Origin of the sequence: Streptomyces sp. NPDC007025 (genome assembly GCF_042869455.1) — a bacterium.
Classification (GTDB): domain Bacteria; phylum Actinomycetota; class Actinomycetes; order Streptomycetales; family Streptomycetaceae; genus Streptomyces.
Genome location: NZ_JBIAFT010000007.1, coordinates 20,531 through 39,016, shown reverse-complemented (window position 1 = coordinate 39,016; position 18,486 = coordinate 20,531). Strand labels below are relative to the sequence as shown.

Below are 18,486 nucleotides of genomic sequence, written 5' to 3'. Positions count from 1 at the left end.
CCCGGCCCCGGCGCCGGCATGGCCCTGCGGGCTCAGCCGCCGACCGTCCTCCCGTGCCGAGCCGGGGCGCCCGTCGGCTCCGGCAGCAGATCGGGGCCGGCCGGCTCGCGCAGCCGGCGCAGGAAGGCCAGGATGCCCGCATATCCCTGCGCCCACGAGTAGCGGGCGTCCCTGGTGTGCGTGTTGGCCATGAGGGCGGGCGCGTCGTCCGGGCCGTGGCTGCGCCGCATCAGATGGCGTGCTGCCTCGTGGGCGGCGTCGAGGTAGCGGTCGTCCCCGGTGTCCACGGCCAGGTCCAGCAGGACCGCGCCGAGCCCGGCGGTGCCGCAGCACTGGCCGAGCGTGCTGAGCCTGGTCAGCCAGGGCAGACAGCCCCTGGTGGCGGTCTCGGCGGCCCGGCGCAGTTCCGGTTCGTCGAGGACCAGCCAGGCGTGGCGCAGGACACGGGCCAGGCCGCCGAGCCCCCGGCACCAGGAGACCGCCATCTGCGAGGCGGTGGGCGCGCCGGCGGCGGCGACCAGGTCCGGGACGAGGGCGGCCAGCCGGTGGGCCCGCAGCCGGCCGGCCTCCAGCAGCCCCCGGTCGCCGTTGCGGGCGGCGAGCAGCAGCAGGAAATCGGTGACGCCGAGATATCCGTGCGCGTAGCCGAAGGTGGTCTCGCGGCCCAGTTCACCGGCCAGGTGTGCGGACGGGACGGCAGGGTCCTCGCGCCGCAGCAGCGGCTCGGCGAGGGCCGCGGCCGCCGCCGGCGCGCCCGGGTCGCCGAGGTCGGCCAGCAGGAGCCTGCCGAGTCCGACGCCCGCGTGCCCGGAGACGACGTCGATGTCGACGGCCCGCAGCACTTCCGGGACCTCCGCGGCATCCGTGGCGTCCGGTGCGCGGCTGCGGGTGGCGGCGGGCAGCACCGGTCCGGTCGGTACCTCCACTCCGGCGCGGCGGGCCGCGGCCAGGAACACCTCGGTGCCGGTGCGGCCGGAGAAGAGGCCGTCCGCGGTGGGCACGGTGGCCAGGCTGCGGTGGGCGTGCCGGGCGAGCCGCCGCAGCAGTTCCGGGACGCCCGGGCGGTGGCGGTGGTGCAGCAGTTCCAGCCCGACCCCCGCGCTTCCGGTGTACAGGCTGGCGTCGACGGCCGGGAAGTCCACGCCCTCTCCGCCGAGGTGGTACTCCCCCGCCTCGGCCAGCAGGATCTCCAGCACCCGGTCGGCGAGGTCGGCCACCTGGCCGGTGGGGGCCGCGGGAGGGGGGAGGGCGTGGCCGCCGGTGCGGGCGCGCCAGTCTCCGGAGGCGAGGTCGGCGAGCGCCCCGGCGGAGCGGTCCGGATCGCGGGAGAGGAGGTCGCCGACCACCGCGCGGAGTTCCGGCCGCCGGGTGCCGTGTACGGCGTGCAGGCACTGCAGCGCCCGGGTGCGGGCCAGGGCGGTCGACGCCTCCCCGGTGACCGGGGGCAGCCCGGTGGCGGCGAAGACGAGGACCATGCCGAGCGCGTAGTGGTCGTCGGCCGCCGACGGTTCCTGCGTGCGGTCGAGTTGCTCCCGCGGGGCGTAGCCCGGGGTGCCGCCCGGCAGGTGGATGCCGTCGAGCGCCGAGATCCCGAAGTCGATGAGGTGGGCCCGCCCGGTGTCGTCCAGGACGATGTTGCGGGGCGTCACGTCCCGCATGACCACGCCCTTGGCGTGCAGAGCGCCGAGCGTGGTGGCGAGTTCACGTGCGAGCCGGGTGAACGCGTCGGCCTCGTCCGCTGGCCAGGTGGCCCCCGCCTCTCCGGTGGCCCCGGGGTCCTCGCCGTCATCGGCGGCGGGCATGGAGGCGGGCGGGCAGGGGGCCGGCAGCAACGCGCCGTTGCGCCATATGTGTTCCATGAGGTTGCGGTCGCCGACATCGCTGGTGACCAGGTATTCGTCGGCGGCATGGGCGAAGTGGTCGAGGAAGGCGGGGATGCCCGGCACCCCGGCACACGCCGTCAGGACGCGGCGCTCGTTGCGCAGCCGGACCCGGACGTCGTTGCCGTCGCGGTCCTCGCTGACGTGCGCGCGGGCGGTCTTGACGATGACGGTGCGCGCGTGCGCGGCGTCGCCGGCCCGGCCCGCCGTCTCCACGGCGCGGTAGACGTTGCCGCGGGCCGACTCGTACACACCCTCGACGGCGCGGTAGCGGCCGCCCAGCAGCACGTCGGCGGCGGGGCGCGGCGCGTGGTCTTCCGGCGCGGGGTGAGCCGCGGTGTCCGTGGGGGCGACTTCGGTGCCGGGCGGCGTTTCGTCCGTACGGAACGGGTCGCTCACCCAGGGGGGCTGGCGGTAGCCGAGCGAGGCGGCTGCCTCGAACTCCTGGCCGTCCGGGCCGTGGATGACCACCACCAGGGTGCCGTAGGGGCCGCTGCGCCAGTGGGTGCGGAAGGGGCCGTAGCGGTAGTACACGGGGGCGTCCTCCGCCACCCGTCGGTCGCTGGGCACTCTCGGGCCGGGATGGCCCCGGAGCAGCTCCGCCAGCTCCCGGCCCAGCTCGCGGACCCGTTCGGGCGGCGGATAGACGGTGACGGCCTTGCCCACCGCTCCCGACCCGACTCCGGCGTCGTTGAGCCGGCGCAGCACCCGGTCCGAGCGGGCCACCTTGAACCCGCAGCCCTCGCTGAGCAGGTGGGGGAAGAGGGCCGCGGCCAGTTGCGGCAGCCCGTCGACCCGCGAGGAGATGTGCAGCTTCCAGCCGTGTTCGGGGAGGTCAGGTGCGGGCTCGCACCTCACCCGTGTCCAGGTGGCTCCGGTGGACAGCGAGTGCGGAGCCCGGCGGTCCGCGACCAGCCTCCGGAGTACGTCCTCCGCGTTCCAGTCGGCCACGCTTCTGCTCCTCGGTCGTCACGGTCCGGCCGGACCAGCCAGTCCGGCTCCCGGGAAGTCCGCCGGTCGGGATGAGGGGTGTTCACTTGGCGGACCAGTCGGTCCGGGGTGCCGGAGGTCGCCGGGCGGAACGGTCGATCTTGGCGGACCGGGCGGTCCGGGGTACCGGGGTCTTGGCCGTCGGCCGGTGTTCGCCCGCCGACACACGGGCGGCCCGAGGCGGCCCGGTTCGCGAACGCCGTGGCGTCCGGTCCGGTGACCTCCTCGGGCCGTCGTGCGGAGCACCGACCACTGCGCACGAGGGTCGGGGCATCCCGGGTGGTGATACGTGGGTCAGCCGGTGTTGCCGGTCCCCATGCAGGTGTAGTCGCACGCGGTGATCGGGCAGCGGTCGGTGGCTCCGGCGGCGAGGTCGTTCTCGTGGAACGACACCTCCGGGTCCTGGTTCAGCACCCCTGCCTCGCGGGGCGTGAACTGGGACAGGAATTCCATGATCTCTCCCATGCCAGTAGGGACAGTTTCGTGAACTCCGTTCTGTACCACCGCACTTGAGGTTCCAGCGCCTGGTGGTGCGAAAGAGGCTAGGACGCCCACTGAAGACCCGGCAACCCCCCTGTGACGTGCCACGACACTCCGGCTTCCGACCTGCGCTCCGACACAGGTTCAGACCCTTGGTACCGCCCCGTGCCCCGAGGTCAGGAACCCGAAGGGAGGTCAGGAAGGGGAGCACGCCTGAGCGATCGACAGGCTGTTCTCGTAGAGATGGTGTCGGATGATCCGGCCGTTCTCGACGGTGAGGCGGAGCGCGAACGGGCCCTCGAAGCTCTTCCCCGTCGCCCGCACGGTCCCCGAGAGGTGCCCCGTCAGGACGGCGTCGGCGCCGTCCACCAGGAAGGCGTCGAGGGAGGCCCGCGCGTCCTCGGCCACGGTGTACTCGGCCAGCTCCGCGGACTGGGCCGCGCATGCGGCCCCGGTGGAGCGTGGCCGGATCCACGGGACGGCCGGGTTCTCGGCGAGCAGCCAGTCGACCTCGTCCGCGAAGAGTTCGAGGAGCCGCGCGGTGTCCCCGGCCATCCGGGCGGTGAGGAACTCCTGGACGACCTCGCGGGTGGCCTCGGCGACCGGCCGGACGGCGGCGTCGGGGGATGTGGCGGGCATGGTGCGCTCCTCGGATCTGCGGTGCGGGGCCCCTGGGCGGGATCCCGTCGCCGTGCACCACATTGCCGCGGCGGGGCCAGGGGGTCGATGACGTCAGGAGTAAGGACCCGGGTGACGCACTGTGCCCCGCGCACTCCCGGGTACGGTGCGCTATTCCGCCCGGCGGCGCCGCCGGTGGGTGATGGCGGCGGGACGGCGGGACGCCCCTCGGCGGCAGTACCCCGGCGGCGGCCCCGCGAAGCCGGGGTGGCCCATGGGGTGACAGCCACTACGCGCGTAGATATGGTGCTCTGGTGAGCATGCCTACCGATGCGGCCCCTCGCGACGCGGGGAGGGGCTCCCTCTCCGACGTCGCGACCTCCGATGCCGCACTCCGCCGCTTTCTGCAGGGGCTCCCCGGTGTCGACGCGGTCGGGCTGGAAGCCCGGGCCGCCGCGCTGGGGACCCGTTCCATCAAGACGACCGCCAAGGCGTACGCGCTCGACCTGGCGATCTCGATGATCGACCTGACGACGCTGGAGGGGGCCGACACACCGGGCAAGGTGCGGTCCCTGTGCGCGAAGGGCGCACGTCCCGACCCGGGTGACCGCTCGGCGCCGCGCGTCGCGGCGATCTGCGTCTATCCCGACATGGCGGCCACCGCGCGGCAGGCGCTGACGGAGCTGGGCGCCGACGGGGTCAACGTGGCGTCCGTCGCCACCGCGTTCCCCTCCGGCCGGGCCTCGATGGCGGTCAAACTGGCGGACACCCGGGAGGCGGTCGCCGCCGGGGCCGACGAGATCGACATGGTGATCGACCGGGGCGCCTTCCTCGCCGGCCGCTACCTCCAGGTGTTCGAGGAGATCCGCGAGGTGAAGGCCGCCTGCGGGTCGGCGCACCTGAAGGTGATCTTCGAGAACGGGGAGCTGGCCACCTACGACAACATCCGCCGGGCCTCCTGGCTGGCGATGCTCGCGGGCGCCGACTTCATCAAGACCTCCACCGGCAAGGTGGCCGTGAACGCGACGCCGCCGAACACGCTGCTGATGCTGGAGGCCGTCCGCGACTTCCGCGCCGCCACCGGGCAGCAGGTGGGCGTGAAGCCCGCGGGTGGCATCCGCACGGCCAAGGACGCGTTCAAGTACCTGGTGATGGTCAACGAGACGCTGGGGGACGACTGGCTCAGCCCCCACTGGTTCCGCTTCGGCGCCTCCAGCCTGCTGAACGACCTGTTGATGCAGCGCCAGAAGCTCGCTACCGGCCGCTACTCCGGCCCCGACTACGTAACGGTGGACTGAGCCATGAACGACCAGCAGTCCGGGTCGACGACATCGACGCTGTTCGACTACGCGCCCGCGCCCGAGTCGCGGTCCGTGGTCGACATCGCACCGTCCTACGGCCTGTTCATCGACGGGGAGTTCCGCGAGGCCGCCGGCGGCAAGATGTTCACGACGCACTCCCCGGCCGACGAGGAGGTGCTGTCCGAGGTCGCCTACGGCCAGGCGGACGACGTCGACGCGGCGGTACGCGCCGCCCGCGCCGCGTTCGAGACCTGGTCGACGCTGCCCGGTACCGAGCGGGCGAAGTACCTGTTCCGGATCGCCCGGATCGTCCAGGAGCGCTCGCGCGAGCTGGCGGTGCTGGAGACCCTGGACAACGGCAAGCCGATCCGCGAGACGCGGGACGCGGACCTGCCGCTGGTGGCGGCGCACTTCTTCTACTACGCGGGCTGGGCCGACAAGCTCTCCCACGCCGGCTGCGGGCCCGATCCGCGGCCGCTGGGGGTCGCCGCGCAGGTCGTCCCGTGGAACTTCCCGCTGCTGATGCTCGCCTGGAAGATCGCCCCGGCGCTGGCCGCGGGCAACACGGTGGTGCTCAAGCCCGCCGAGACGACGCCGCTCTCGGCGCTGTTCTTCGCGGACATCTGCCGGCAGGCGGGACTGCCCAAGGGCGCCGTCAACATCGTGACGGGCGACGGCGCGACGGGCGCGGCCCTGGTGGGCCACCCGGACGTGCACAAGGTCGCGTTCACCGGCTCGACCGCCGTCGGCAAGGAGATCGCGCGCACGGTCGCCGGCACGGACAAGCGGCTGACCCTGGAACTCGGCGGCAAGGGCGCCAACATCGTCTTCGAGGACGCCCCGCTCGACCAGGCTGTCGAGGGCATCGTGGGCGGGATCTTCTTCAACCAGGGGCAGGTGTGCTGCGCCGGCTCCCGGCTGTTGGTGCAGGAGTCGGTGCACGACGAGGTGCTGGACGCGCTCAAGCGGCGGCTGCGCACCCTGCGGGTCGGCGATCCGCTGGACAAGAACACCGACGTGGGCGCCATCAACTCCGCCGAGCAGCTGGCCCGGATCACCGAGCTGGCCGAGGCGGGCGAGGCCGAGGGCGCCGAGCGCTGGTCCCCGCCGTGCGAGCTGCCCGAGCGCGGCCACTGGTTCGCGCCCACCGTCTTCACCGGCGTCGGCCAGGCGCACCGGATCGCGCAGGAGGAGATCTTCGGCCCGGTGCTGTCGGTGCTCACCTTCCGTACGCCCGAGGAGGCGGTCGCGAAGGCCAACAACACGCCCTACGGGCTCTCGGCGGGCATCTGGACGGAGAAGGGCTCGCGCATCCTGAAGCTGGCGAACCAGTTGCGCGCGGGCGTCGTCTGGGCCAACACGTTCAACAAGTTCGATCCGACCTCGCCGTTCGGCGGCTACAAGGAGTCCGGCTACGGCCGCGAGGGTGGCAGGCACGGTCTGGAGGCATACCTTGAGCACGCCTGAGGCACGTACATCCCCGGCACGGGGCGCACGGCTGTCCGTGCTGAAGACCTACAAGCTGTACGTGGGGGGCAAGTTCCCCCGCAGCGAGAGCGGCAGGGTGTACGAGGTGACCGACGCAACGGGCCAGTGGCTGGCCAACGCCCCCCGCGCGTCCCGCAAGGACGCGCGGGACGCGGTCGTCGCGGCCCGCAAGGCGTTCGGCGGCTGGTCGGGCGCGACAGCCTACAACCGCGGCCAGATCCTCTACCGCGTCGCGGAGATGCTGGAGGGCCGCCGCGAGCAGTTCGCCGCCGAGGTGGCCGCGGCCGAGGGGCTGTCGAAGGCGAAGGCGCAGGCCCATACGGATGCGGCCATCGACCGCTGGGTCTGGTACGCGGGCTGGTCGGACAAGGTGGCCCAGGTGGTGGGCGGCGGCAACCCGGTCGCGGGCCCGTTCTTCAACCTCTCCACGCCCGAGCCGACCGGTGTGGTGGCGGTAACGGCCCCGCAGAACTCGTCGCTGCTGGGTCTGGTCTCCGTCCTCGCGCCGGTGATCGTCACCGGCAACACGGCCGTCGTCGCCGCCGCGCAGGACGCTCCGCTGCCCGCGCTCTCCCTCGCGGAGGTGCTGGCGACCTCCGACCTGCCCGGCGGTGTGGTCAACGTGCTCTCCGGCGGTACCGCCGAACTCGCCCGGCCGCTCGCCGCGCATCAGGACGTCAACGCGATCGACCTGGCGGGCGCGGACCCGGAGTCGGCCACGGAGCTGGAGCGGGCCGCGGCGGACAACCTCAAGCGGGTGCTGCGCCCGGCGCCGGAAGCCGTCGACTGGACGGCCGAGCCGGGGCTGGAGCGGATGACGGCCTTCCTGGAGACGAAGACCGTCTGGCATCCGATCGGCGCCTGAGCACAGCCGGGACGGGCGCCCCGCGCGGCGGGCGCCGATCACCGGCCGGGCCGCGGCCCGCCCCCCGGAGGGGGTGCGGGCCGCGGCCCTTCTCGTGTGCCCGGCGTGGTCCGCGGCCGGTGCCGTGGTGCGCCCGCGCGGTCCGCGCCCCGGGCCCGGCCCGTCCTGCCCGGGTGCCCCGCGGCCGGGGCGCCGGCGGGAGGGCGCTCAGCCCGCCGCGTCCAGCGCGTGCGCCAGCGGTCCCTCCCGGCCGCCGTCCGGGAACGTCACCCGCACCGTCCCGGCCCGGATGCCGTCGGCCAGCGCCAGCGAGCCGTCCGCGAGGGCCGCGCAGGCCTCCGCGTCCAGTTCCAGCCGCGCCTCGGCGTCGTCCGCCGGGCCCTCGCCGTACAGCGGACCGTCCGGCGCGTCGCCCACCCGCAGGTGGAACGCCCCTTCGGGCAGGACGACCTCGATGAGCGCGGCCGCGCCGGCTCCGGTCAGCCGGCCCACCGCGTCCCGCAGCGGGAGGGCCCACCAGTGGGCGCGTACCGCGTCGGTGGGGCGGGGTGCGCCCAGCGCGGGGGCTCCCCAGGAGGCGAGCGCGGTCAGCACGGGCAGCAGCGCACGGCCGCGCCCGGTCAGTTCGTAGACGTGGCCGGAGGCGGGGCGCGGCTGGCGGCGCCGCTCGGCCAGCCCCTCGCCCTCCATGTGCTTGAGCCGCGCCGCCAGCACGTCGGTGCTGACGCCGGGCAGGTCGGCGTGCAGGTCGGTGTAGCGGCGCGGTCCGGCGAGGAGTTCGCGGACGATGAGCAGGGTCCAGCGGTCCCCCACCGAGTCGAGGGCGCGCGCCGTGGCGCAGAACTGGTCGTAACTGCGGCGGGTGCGCCCGGGACTCGGCTGGCTGGCGTGGCTCGGCATGCCGCTCAGTGTAGACATGTGGTTGGACTTTCCAAGTGCCGACTTGGTAGAACCAAGAAACCAGGGTTGGACCAGGAGGGTGGGGCAGCATGGAGTTCCGGCAGTCGAACAAGCTCAGCGAGGTCTGCTACGAGATCCGCGGTCCGGTGATCGAGCAGGCCGACGCGCTGGAGGAGGCCGGCCACAGCGTGCTGCGGCTGAACACCGGCAACCCCGCGCTCTTCGGCTTCGAGGCGCCCGAGGAGATCATCCAGGACATGGTGCGGATGCTCCCCCAGGCGCACGGCTACACCGAGTCCCGCGGCATCCTGCCGGCCCGCCGCGCCGTCGCCCAGCACTACCAGCAGCGCGGCTTCCCCGACGCCGACGTGGACGACATCTATCTGGGCAACGGCGTCTCCGAACTCGTCTCGATGGCCGTGCAGGCACTGGTGGAGGACGGCGACGAGATCCTCATCCCGGCACCGGACTTCCCGCTGTGGACGGCCGTGACGACGATGGCGGGCGGCAAGGCCGTGCACTACGTGTGCGACGAACAGGCCGACTGGCTGCCCGACCTGGACGACATGGCGGCGAAGATCACTCCCCGCACCAAGGCCGTCGTCATCATCAGCCCCAACAACCCGACCGGCGCCGTCTACCCGCGCGAGCTGCTGGAGGGCATCCTCGACCTGGCGCGCCGCAACGGGCTGCTGGTCCTCTCCGACGAGATCTACGACAAGATCCTCTACGACGGCGCCGTCCACCACCACGTCGGCGCCCTCGCCCCCGACCTGGTCTGCCTCACCTTCAGCGGACTGTCCAAGGCCTACCGGGTGGCGGGCTTCCGCTCGGGCTGGCTGCTGGTCTCCGGCCCCAAGCAGCACGCCCGCGACTACCTGGAGGGGCTGGGCATGCTCGCCTCCATGCGGCTGTGCCCCAACGCCCCCGCCCAGCACGCCATCCAGGCCGCACTCGGCGGCCGCCAGTCCATCGAGGACCTGGTGCTGCCCGGCGGGCGGCTGCACGAACAGCGGGACGTGGCCTGGCAGAAGCTGAACGAGATCCCCGGCGTCAGCTGCGTCAAGCCGAAGGGGGCGCTGTACGCCTTTCCGCGGCTGGACCCCGAGGTGCACCGGATCCACGACGACGAGCGGTTCGTCCTCGACCTGCTGCTCCGGGAGAAGATCCAGGTCGTCCAGGGCACCGGCTTCAACTGGGCCCGCCCCGACCACTTCCGGGTGCTCACCCTGCCCCGGGCGGAGGACCTGGACGCGGCCGTCTCCCGGATCGGCCGCTTCCTGGAGAGCTACCGGCAGTGACCGTCCGTTCCGCCCCGGCCGGGACGGAACGGACGGTGCCGGGCTCCTGCGTCAGACGTTCGCCTGCTCGGCGCCCACCGTGGTGCTGTCGCCGTGCCCGGTGCGCACGACGGTCTCCGGCGGCAGGGTCAGCAGCCGCTCCTTGATCGACCGGACGATGGTCGGGTGGTCGGAGAAGGACCGGCCGGTGGCACCCGGACCGCCCTGGAAGAGGGTGTCCCCGGTGAAGACCGTCCCCAGGTCCGGCGCGTGCAGGCAGACCGCGCCGGGTGCGTGGCCCGGGGTGTGCAGGACGGCCAGTTCGACCCCGGCCACCCGCACGGTCCCGCCGTCGGTCAGTTCGCCGTCCGGCGACCGGTCCGGGTGGGTCATCTTCCACAGCGGCAGGTCGTCCGGGTGCAGCAGGATCGGTGCACCCGTGCGGTCCGCGAGGGCGGGCGCGGCGTCGATGTGATCGTTGTGCGCGTGTGTGCACACGATCGCACGCAGCGTCCGCTCCCCCACCGCCGCCGCGATGGCGTCGGCGTCGTGTGCCGCGTCGATGACGACGGCCTCCGTGTCGTCGCCGACGATCCAGACGTTGTTGTCGACCTGGTGCGTCTCGCCGTCCAGGCGGAACTCCCCGCTGGTGACGAGGTGGTCGATCCGGGCGGCCGTCACAGGACCACCACCGAACGCAGCACGTCGCCGCCGTGCATCCGCTCGAACGCCTTCTCCACCTCGTCCAGCGCGATGGTCTCGGTGACGAAGGCACCCAGGTCGAGCCGCCCCTGCTGGTGCAGATCGATCAGCATCGGGAAGTCCCGGGAGGGCAGGCAGTCGCCGTACCAGGAGGACTTGAGCGCACCGCCCCGGCCGAAGACGTCCAGCAGCGGCAGCTCCAGCGTCATCTCCGGCGTCGGCACGCCGACCAGGACGACCGTGCCCGCCAGGTCGCGGGCGTAGAACGCCTGCTTGTACGTCTCGGGGCGGCCGACCGCCTCGATGACCACATCGGCGCCGAAACCGCCGGTCAGCTCCCGGATGGTGGCGACCGGGTCGGTGGTGGCGGAGTTGACGGTGTGGGTCGCGCCGATCCTCTCGGCGGTGGTGAGCTTGCGGTCGTCGATGTCCACGGCGATGACCTTCGCCGCGCCCGCGAGCCGCGCCCCCGCGATGGCGGCGTCCCCCACCCCGCCGCACCCGATGACCGCGACCGAGTCGCCGCGCGTCACCTGGCCGGTGTTGATCGCCGCGCCGATCCCCGCCATGACGCCGCAGCCCAGCAGCCCGGCGACGGCGGGCGAGACCGACGGGTCGACCTTGGTGCACTGCCCGGCGGCGACCAGCGTCTTCTCCGCGAACGCGCCGATGCCCAGGGCCGGCTCCAGTTCCCGCCCGTCGCTCTTGAGGGTCATCTTCTGCTCGGCGTTGTGGGTGTCGAAGCAGTACCACGGCCGCCCGCGCTTGCAGGCCCGGCACTGTCCGCACACCGCACGCCAGTTGAGGACCACGAAGTCCCCGGGCGCCACCTCGGTGACCCCGTCGCCGACCGCCTCCACGACACCCGCCGCCTCGTGCCCGAGGAGGAAGGGGTAGTCGTCACTGATGCCGCCCTGCTTGTAGTGCAGGTCGGTGTGGCACACGCCGCACGCCTGCACCTGGACGACCGCCTCGCCGGGCCCCGGGTCCGGAACCACGATCGTCTCGACCCGCACCGGCTCGTCCTTGCCCGGTGCGACGACCCCGCGTACTTCCTGAGCCATACGTGCGGGCCTCCCTCTTCGCTCGATTGCGTGGGGGGTCATTCTCGCTGGCCGGGGGCCGATTTCGGGAGGGGCGGAGGCGAGTCGGCCCGGACGAGTTTTCCACGGCCCCGCCACGCGGGGGCGCGGGCCCGCGGTGCGGGAACGCGGTGCGGGAACGCCGGCTCGCCGTGCGGGGCTTGCGGGCCCGCCGTGCGGGAGGGGGTGCCGGTCCGCCGCGTCCTGCGGGACCGCCGTCCGTCGCCGTCGGGCCGCCTCGCACCGGTTTCCGCACGCGCCTTCGAATCCGGCGGGGTGATGGCGGACAATGGGTGCCCGTGACCGACTCCAGCCACGCATGCGACCTGTCCGAGCGAACGGCCTCCGCCGGGGGCACCGCGCGGGTCATCCTGCTCTCCGGCCCCTCCGGGTCCGGCAAGACCCGCCTCGCCGCGCGCAGCGGGCTCCCCGTGCTCCGCCTGGACGACTTCTACAAGGAGGGCGACGACCCCACCCTCCCCCGCATCGGAGCCGGCACCGACTGGGACTCCCCGCTCTCCTGGGACGCCGACGCAGCCGTGCACGCCATCGCCCGGCTCTGCCGCGAGGGCGCTGCCACCGTGCCGCTCTACGACATCGCCACCAGCGCCCGCACCGGCGCCGAGCACCTTGCACTCGGCGGGTTCCCGCTCTTCATCGCGGAGGGCATCTTCGCCGCGGACATCACCGCGCGCTGCGCGGCGCTCGGCCTGCTGGCCGACGCCATCTGCCTGCGGGGCCACCCCACCACCACGTTCCGCCGGCGGCTGCTGCGCGACATCCGCGAGTCCCGCAAGCCCCTCCCGGTGCTGCTCACCCGCGGCGTACGGCTGCTGCGCGCCGAACCCGCCATCGTCGCCCGCCACCGGTCGCTGGGCGCCCACGCCTGCGCCCACCGGGAGGCCGCGGCCCGCATCGCCCGGCTCTGCCGGGCGCCCGCACCGGCGAGGCAGGGGAACCACTGAGAGGGCGGTCGCGGCCGGGACCCCCGTCCCGGGCGCGACCGCCCTCTCTCATCCCCCGATTCCCCCTGTTTCCCCTTTTCCTCTTCCCCTGGATTCCCCCAGGTTCCCCCGTATCCCCGTTTCCCCCGTATCCCCCTTGCGCCCCATGTCCCCGAGGGGCGGCCGGAGGACCGTCCGTGCGGCCGAGCGGTGCGCCGTCAGGCGACCAGCTCGCCGAAGCTCTCCTCCTGGTCCCGGCCGAAGCTGAGGACCTCGTCGTCGCGGAGGCGGCGGAGTGAGCGCCAGATGCTGCTCTTGACCGTGCCGACGCTGATGTCCAGTATCTCGGCGATCTCCGGGTCGGTGCGCCCCTCGTAGTAGCGCAGCACCAGCATGGTGCGCTGCAGCTCGGGCAGCCGGGCGAGGGCCTGCCACAGGACGGTGCGCAGTTCGGTGCCGCGCATGGCGTCCTGGTCGCCGGCGGTCTCCGGCAGCTCCTCGGTCGGGTACTCGTTCAGCTTCCGGCGGCGCCAGGCGCTGATGTGCAGGTTGGTCATGGTGCGGCGCAGGTAGCCGCCGAGTGCCGCCTTGTCGCTGATCCGTGACCAGGCCCGGTAGGTGGAGAAGAGGGCGCTCTGCAGCAGATCCTCCGCTTCGTACCGGTCACCGGTGAGGTGGTAGGCGGTGGCGTACAGGGAGGCCCGGCGCTCGCGTACGTACGCGGTGAACGCCGCTTCGGCGTCCGCGTCCGCACCGTCCGCGACGGCGTCCCCCGTGGGCGCCTCGGCCGTCCCCAGGACGGCCGCCTCCCTGTACTCGCCACGTTCCCGGGAGCCCCCCTTGCTCCCGTTCTCCCCCGTCCCCCCGGGGGCCTCCCCCCGGAGCCCCTCGACCACGGGACCGAAGACGGTCCGCGGACGCATACGCGCCGCACCGCGAGCGCACCCCCGTCCGCTCACGGAACCGGGCTTCTCGGCAGACCGGGTCTGCTGAGCGGGAACCGAGGGGAGGTGCAGACGCGTGTGAAGGACTGCGCTCGTGTTGGTGCCGTGCAGTGTGTTCATCTCGCGCCCCCTCGGAGCAGACCCAGTCGCTTGCTTGACCCCGTAAACATTGCCGCCCCGACTTCATCGCCAGGTCCCCCGTCTGTCACAGCGGTGTCACAAGGCTCAGCGGACCGCATACTGCGCAGGTCGGCGGGCGTGTCGCTGCGCTGCGGCGACCGCCGGTCGAACTATGGGTGGGCCATGGGCCAGAATGGCGCGCGTGCCTTTCCTGTTGCTGATCGAGGACGATGACGCTGTCCGTACCGCCCTGGAGATGGGTCTGACCCGCCAGGGGCACCGCGTGGTGACTGCCGCGTCCGGCGAGGACGGCCTGAAACTGCTGCGCGAGCAGCGCCCCGACCTGATCGTGCTGGACGTGATGCTGCCGGGCATCGACGGCTTCGAGGTGTGCCGCCGCATCCGCCGTACCGACCAGTTGCCGATCATCCTGCTGACCGCGCGCAGCGACGACATCGACGTCGTGGTGGGCCTGGAGTCGGGCGCGGACGACTACGTCGTCAAGCCGGTGCAGGGCCGGGTGCTGGACGCGCGCATCCGCGCCGTGATGCGGCGCGGCGAACGGGAGTCCAACGACGCGGCGACGTTCGGCTCGCTGGTGATCGACCGCTCGGCGATGACGGTCACCAAGAACGGCGAGGACCTGCAACTGACGCCGACCGAGCTGCGGCTGCTGCTGGAGCTGAGCCGGCGGCCCGGTCAGGCCCTCTCCCGGCAGCAGCTGCTCCGGCTGGTGTGGGAACACGACTACCTGGGCGACTCGCGGCTGGTCGACGCCTGTGTGCAGCGGCTGCGGGCCAAGGTCGAGGACGTGCCCTCCTCGCCCACCCTGATCCGCACGGTGCGGGGTGTCGGCTACCGGCTGGACGTCCCCCAGTGAGCGCACGACACCCCGGGGCGCCCGCATCCGCGACAGCACCACGCGTGACGGAACCGGGCACGACGGGGGCGGGCACGACGGGGGCGCACGCCACGGGACCGGGCGGGACGCCGGCGGCGTGCACGGCGAACGGATCCGCCGCGTGACCGAAGCTCACTCCACCGGCGGGCGGCTGAGCACCCGCCTCGCCGGTGTGCTGCCGACTCTGCGACTGCGGCTGGTCGTCGTCTTCGCACTGGTGGCGCTCACCGCCGCCGTCTCCGCTTCGGGCATCGCCTACTGGCTCAACCGCGACGCGGTGCTCACCCGTGCCCAGAACGCGTCCCTCAACGACTTCCGCAAGGCGATGGAGGACAACGCGGGCAACCTGCCCCGCAAGCTGAGCTGCCAGGAACTGCGCGAGGCCGCCGCCAAGATGGCCCGCAGCTCGCAGAACTACCAGGTGCTGCTCATCGACCGCACCGAGGACGGCAAGACCTGCGCCACGGCCTCCAACGAGGACGACTTCACCCTCGGCGACGTCCCCGGGCAACTGCGCAGGGCCGTCGCCAAGAAGCGCACCGTCGACGAGAAGAACAAACACCCGTACCACCTGTACTGGCAGCGGATCACGCTGGACGGCGACCCGTACCTGGTGGGCGGCGCCAAGGTGGTGGGCGACGAGCCGACCCCCACCGGCTACCTGCTCAAGTCCCTGGGACCCGAGCGCGACGACCTCAACTCGCTGGCCTGGTCGCTGGGGATCGCCACGGCGCTGGCCCTGATCGGCGCGATGCTGCTGGCCCAGGCGGCGGCGACCACCGTGCTGCGGCCGGTGCGAAGGCTGGGCGACGCGGCCCGCAGGCTGGGCGAGGGCAAACTGGAGACGCGGTTGCGCGTCTCGGGCACGGACGAACTGGCGCAGCTCTCCCGCACGTTCAACGACGCGGCCGCCTCGCTGGAGCAGCGCGTCGCCGAGCTGAGCGCCCGGGAGGCGTCCAGCAGGCGCTTCGTCGCCGACATGTCGCACGAGCTGCGGACCCCGATGACGGCGATCTCCGCGGTCACCGAGGTGCTGGAGGAGGAGCAGGAGAATCTCGATCCGATGATCGCTCCGGCCGTGCAGCTCGTGGTGAGCGAGACCCGGCGGCTCAACGACCTGGTGGAGAACCTGATGGAGGTCACCCGCTTCGACGCGGGCACGGCCAAGCTGGTGCTGGACGACGTGGACGTCGCGGACCAGGTCACCGCCTGCATCGACGCCCGTGCCTGGCTGGACGCGGTGGAACTGGACGCCGACCGCGGCATCATGGCCCGGCTCGACCCGCGCCGCCTCGATGTCATCCTCGCCAATCTGATCGGCAACGCACTCAAGCACGGCGGCTCCCCGGTGCGGGTCTCGGTGCGGACCCGGCGGCGGGAGGACGGCGCCGGAGTCGCGGGAGGCGGCGACGAGCTGGTGATCGAGGTCGCCGACCAGGGCCCGGGCATCCCGGAGGACGTACTGCCGCACGTCTTCGACCGCTTCTACAAGGCCAGCGCCTCCCGGCCGCGCTCCGAGGGCAGCGGTCTGGGCCTGTCCATCGCGATGGAGAACGCCCACATCCACGGCGGTGAGATCACCGCGCACAACGCACCCGAGGGGGAGGGCGGCGCGGTCTTCACCCTGCGGCTGCCCCGCGACGCCCGCCGGATCGCCGAGGAGCGGGAGGGCGGCGAGGAGCGGGAGGACGGTGCCGGGCACGCGGACGAGGCCGGGGGCGACTCCGGCGACGACCCACGCCGGGATGAGGGACGGGACCGGGGAGGTGACCGATGAGCGACCGTACGACCCACCGCACGAGGCCGGACACCACCCCGCGTCCCACGCCCGAAGCCGCGCCCGCACCCGCACCGGTCTCGGCGCCCGCGCCGCTCGCCGCGCCCGCATTCCCGCGGCGCCGGGTGCTGGGAGGCCGGGTACCGGGAGGCCGGGTGCTGGAAAGCCTGGCACCGGGCGCCGGACGGCGGCCCGTCCGGGGGCTGCGCCGCGCGGCGCTGGGGGCCCTGGCGCTGTCGCTCCTCGTCCCGCTGGCCGCCGGGTGCGGCATCCGGGCCACGTCGGTGCCGGTGGACGCGGGGGCCGCGCCGTCCCGGGTGGGCTGTGTGCTGCCGGACGACCACGAGAGCCCGGAGGGCGGCGGCGGAGCGTCCGTCGTCCGGGTCTACCTGGTGTGCGGGGCGCGCGTCTCGCCCGTCGAGCGGAAGGTACGGATGCCCGGCGGACGTTCCTCGGCCCGGCGGCTGCCGGTGGCCCGGAAGCTGCTGGACGAGCTGCGGCAGCGGCCGGAACCGGCGGAGGACACGGCGGGCTTCGAGACGGCCGTACCGCGCAGGCTGACGGTCAGCGGTGGCACGGACGGCGACCCGGACGAGGCGCTGCGGCTGAGTGAGCCGCTGGAGGAGCTGCCGCCCTACGCGCTGGCGCAGATCGTGTGCACGTACGCGGTCACCTCGGCGGCCGACGCCGAGGGCGGCGTGGTACTCGGCGGGCCCGCCGGCGGCCGTGCCACGGGCGGCGACGACGCCGTCAGCGAGGCGGAGGGCGCCGACGGCGGGGCGCGCTCGCCGCTGCGCCGTTACGAGTGCGGGACGTCGCTGCGCACCCACCCCCGGTCCGCCGAGTCGGCCGGCACCCAGGTGTGAGCGCGGCGCCCCGGGCACCCGGTTACCCGGGGTGGCCGAGGCGCAAGATGCGGGCAGGACGGTAGGGACGGTAGGGGCAAGGCCGACAGCCGCTGGAACACGCGTGTGACAGAGCCTTGACCCGCTCAGGACACCGCGCCGGAACCGCGGCGGAACGGAAGGGCGTCTTCAGTGACGTGCAGCGCCTAGGCCACGGCGGCCCGACCTCCGCCGCCTCCCGAATCCGCCTCGCGGGACTCCTCCTGTTGGCGGCGCATCTGTGTCTCGTCGGCTGGCTGACGCTGCGCCCGCTGGCGGTGCCCTGGGTGACGCCGGCCCAGCTGCACCCGCTGGCCACCATCCGCACCGATCTGTCCGACGGTCCGCGCGCCGCGCTGACGGGGATCGGCGGCGATCTGCTGCTGCTGGCGCCGCTGGGCGTCCTGCTGCCGCTCGCCACCGGGCGGCTGCACCGGGGGCTGCCGGGCACCGTGACCAGGACCATCTTCGCGGGCGCGATGCTCTCGGTCGTCCTCACCCTGGCGCAGTCGGGGGTACCGGGGCACGTGGCCGATGTCGACGCGATGCTCCTGAACGCCACGGGGGTGGCGCTGACCGTCGGATTCGCCTTCCCGCCGCTGCGGCGCAGGCTGCGGCACCGGAGCGGCGGCCCCGGCCGGGCCGACCCGCTCCGGACCGGACGGCGGGGAACCGAGCGGCTCGGCGCGGAACTGCCCGGGGACGCCGGGACCGCGGCCGACCGCACCGGGGGCGCCGGAACCGCGGAGGTGCGGCTGACGGGCGGGCGGATGACCGACCGGCTGTCCAGGGGAGCGGGCTCCGGGGGCACGTCACCGCGGGCCGGGCTCCGACTGCGGGAGGGGAAAGCTCAGGGTGCGACCCCGAGAACGACCAGGGTCGGAACAGCCCCCTGAGGGGAGGTTTCGCACCCTCTGTCCGGTCTACCGTCGAAAGCAGGACGTCAGCACACGCGGCGACGGCCGCGGCGGCACCCACAGGGCAACCGCCCGGCGCAGACAGCGCAATCGCGCAGCCGCACCGGACCGGAGAGCTAAGGAGCGTTCCTCATGTCCACACTCGCCCGCCCCACCGAAGGCCGGATGATCGCCGGCGTGTGCGCCGCACTGGCCCGCAGGTTCGGCACCACACCCACCACGATGCGGGTGATCTTCCTCGTCTCGTGCCTGCTGCCGGGACCGCAGTTCCTGCTCTACCTCGCGCTGTGGATCCTCCTCCCGGAGGAGGGGCGCACACACAGCTCCGCCTGGTGATCGCCTGGTAGCCGCCCGGTGACCGGCTGCGGGCCGTCCGGTGGGCCGGCGGACAGCCGTCTGCCCGGCTGTCCGCC

The 18,486-nt window shown here is 73.6% G+C and carries 17 protein-coding genes; 10 read left to right on the top strand and 7 right to left on the bottom strand.

From position 1 onward, the window contains the following. Positions 1–32 precede the first annotated feature (32 nt). The 3 genes from ACFYMO_RS15145 to ACFYMO_RS15135 form a co-directional block, all read right to left on the bottom strand. A complete protein-coding gene (locus ACFYMO_RS15145) occupies positions 33–2,831 on the bottom strand; it encodes a lanthionine synthetase LanC family protein (RefSeq protein WP_388546655.1) in 2,799 nt (932 codons plus the stop codon). 333 nt (positions 2,832–3,164) lie between these two features. Continuing rightward, positions 3,165–3,323 (bottom strand): hypothetical protein, encoded by a 159-nt coding sequence (locus ACFYMO_RS15140; protein ID WP_276478138.1) that lies wholly within the window; start codon positions 3,321–3,323, stop codon positions 3,165–3,167. A gap of 222 nt (positions 3,324–3,545) precedes the next feature. After that, positions 3,546–3,989: a nuclear transport factor 2 family protein gene (locus tag ACFYMO_RS15135; protein WP_360692579.1), complete on the bottom strand. Its 444-nt coding sequence runs from the start codon at positions 3,987–3,989 to the stop codon at positions 3,546–3,548. Positions 3,990–4,288: 299 nt separating this feature from the next. Between ACFYMO_RS15135 and deoC the strand changes: the two genes are divergently transcribed. Genes deoC through ACFYMO_RS15120 form a run of 3 tightly spaced genes read left to right on the top strand, consistent with a single transcriptional unit; the run spans position 4,289 to position 7,622 of the window. Continuing rightward, the gene (gene deoC / locus ACFYMO_RS15130; protein WP_366774484.1) at positions 4,289–5,266 is read left to right on the top strand and encodes a deoxyribose-phosphate aldolase; all 978 of its coding nucleotides are present in this window, start codon (positions 4,289–4,291) and stop codon (positions 5,264–5,266) included. Between the two features lie 3 nt (positions 5,267–5,269). Next, positions 5,270–6,736, top strand: a complete 1,467-nt coding sequence (locus ACFYMO_RS15125; protein ID WP_366774474.1) for an aldehyde dehydrogenase family protein — start codon at positions 5,270–5,272, stop codon at positions 6,734–6,736. After that, positions 6,723–7,622 carry an aldehyde dehydrogenase family protein gene (locus ACFYMO_RS15120; protein WP_388546650.1) on the top strand — a complete coding sequence of 300 codons (900 nt, stop codon included), beginning with the start codon at positions 6,723–6,725 and terminating at the stop codon, positions 7,620–7,622. Before ACFYMO_RS15125 ends, ACFYMO_RS15120 begins: the two co-directional genes overlap by 14 nt. A 207-nt stretch (positions 7,623–7,829) precedes the next feature. Here the strand turns inward: ACFYMO_RS15120 and ACFYMO_RS15115 are convergent, their stop codons facing one another. After that, positions 7,830–8,522, bottom strand: coding sequence for a helix-turn-helix domain-containing protein (locus ACFYMO_RS15115; protein ID WP_366774476.1), 693 nt, complete (start codon positions 8,520–8,522; stop codon positions 7,830–7,832). An 89-nt stretch (positions 8,523–8,611) separates the two neighbouring features. On the opposite strand from ACFYMO_RS15115, the gene ACFYMO_RS15110 reads away from it, so the two are divergent. Beyond that, on the top strand, positions 8,612–9,823 hold the full coding sequence (locus tag ACFYMO_RS15110; protein ID WP_366774477.1) for a pyridoxal phosphate-dependent aminotransferase: 1,212 nt from the start codon (positions 8,612–8,614) through the stop codon (positions 9,821–9,823). A 51-nt stretch (positions 9,824–9,874) separates the two neighbouring features. Here the strand turns inward: ACFYMO_RS15110 and ACFYMO_RS15105 are convergent, their stop codons facing one another. Together ACFYMO_RS15105 and ACFYMO_RS15100 are read right to left on the bottom strand one after the other, a co-directional pair. Further along, positions 9,875–10,483: an MBL fold metallo-hydrolase gene (locus tag ACFYMO_RS15105; protein ID WP_366774478.1), complete on the bottom strand. Its 609-nt coding sequence runs from the start codon at positions 10,481–10,483 to the stop codon at positions 9,875–9,877. Further along, positions 10,480–11,568, bottom strand: coding sequence for an S-(hydroxymethyl)mycothiol dehydrogenase (locus ACFYMO_RS15100; protein WP_366774479.1), 1,089 nt, complete (start codon positions 11,566–11,568; stop codon positions 10,480–10,482). Before ACFYMO_RS15100 ends, ACFYMO_RS15105 begins: the two co-directional genes overlap by 4 nt. 317 nt (positions 11,569–11,885) lie before the next feature. Here ACFYMO_RS15100 and ACFYMO_RS15095 point away from each other — a divergent pair, with 317 nt between their 5' ends. Beyond that, positions 11,886–12,551 carry a uridine kinase gene (locus ACFYMO_RS15095; protein WP_388546644.1) on the top strand — a complete coding sequence of 222 codons (666 nt, stop codon included), beginning with the start codon at positions 11,886–11,888 and terminating at the stop codon, positions 12,549–12,551. A gap of 197 nt (positions 12,552–12,748) precedes the next feature. On the opposite strand, the gene ACFYMO_RS15090 is transcribed toward ACFYMO_RS15095, so the two are convergent. Next, positions 12,749–13,594: a SigE family RNA polymerase sigma factor gene (locus tag ACFYMO_RS15090; RefSeq protein WP_366774961.1), complete on the bottom strand. Its 846-nt coding sequence runs from the start codon at positions 13,592–13,594 to the stop codon at positions 12,749–12,751. A gap of 202 nt (positions 13,595–13,796) precedes the next feature. On the opposite strand from ACFYMO_RS15090, the gene afsQ1 reads away from it, so the two are divergent. From afsQ1 to ACFYMO_RS15065, 5 genes are all read left to right on the top strand, one after another. Beyond that, positions 13,797–14,474: a two-component system response regulator AfsQ1 gene (afsQ1, locus tag ACFYMO_RS15085; RefSeq protein ID WP_019357749.1), complete on the top strand. Its 678-nt coding sequence runs from the start codon at positions 13,797–13,799 to the stop codon at positions 14,472–14,474. A 142-nt stretch (positions 14,475–14,616) separates the two neighbouring features. Further along, positions 14,617–16,272 carry a HAMP domain-containing sensor histidine kinase gene (locus ACFYMO_RS15080; RefSeq protein ID WP_366774960.1) on the top strand — a complete coding sequence of 552 codons (1,656 nt, stop codon included), beginning with the start codon at positions 14,617–14,619 and terminating at the stop codon, positions 16,270–16,272. After that, a complete protein-coding gene (locus tag ACFYMO_RS15075) occupies positions 16,269–17,138 on the top strand; it encodes a hypothetical protein (RefSeq protein WP_366774959.1) in 870 nt (289 codons plus the stop codon). The genes ACFYMO_RS15080 and ACFYMO_RS15075 overlap by 4 nt, the downstream gene beginning before the upstream one ends. A gap of 245 nt (positions 17,139–17,383) precedes the next feature. Next, positions 17,384–18,052, top strand: a complete 669-nt coding sequence (locus ACFYMO_RS15070) for a VanZ family protein (protein ID WP_388546639.1) — start codon at positions 17,384–17,386, stop codon at positions 18,050–18,052. A gap of 153 nt (positions 18,053–18,205) precedes the next feature. Further along, positions 18,206–18,409: a PspC domain-containing protein gene (locus ACFYMO_RS15065; protein WP_019357753.1), complete on the top strand. Its 204-nt coding sequence runs from the start codon at positions 18,206–18,208 to the stop codon at positions 18,407–18,409. Positions 18,410–18,486: the final 77 nt, after the last annotated feature.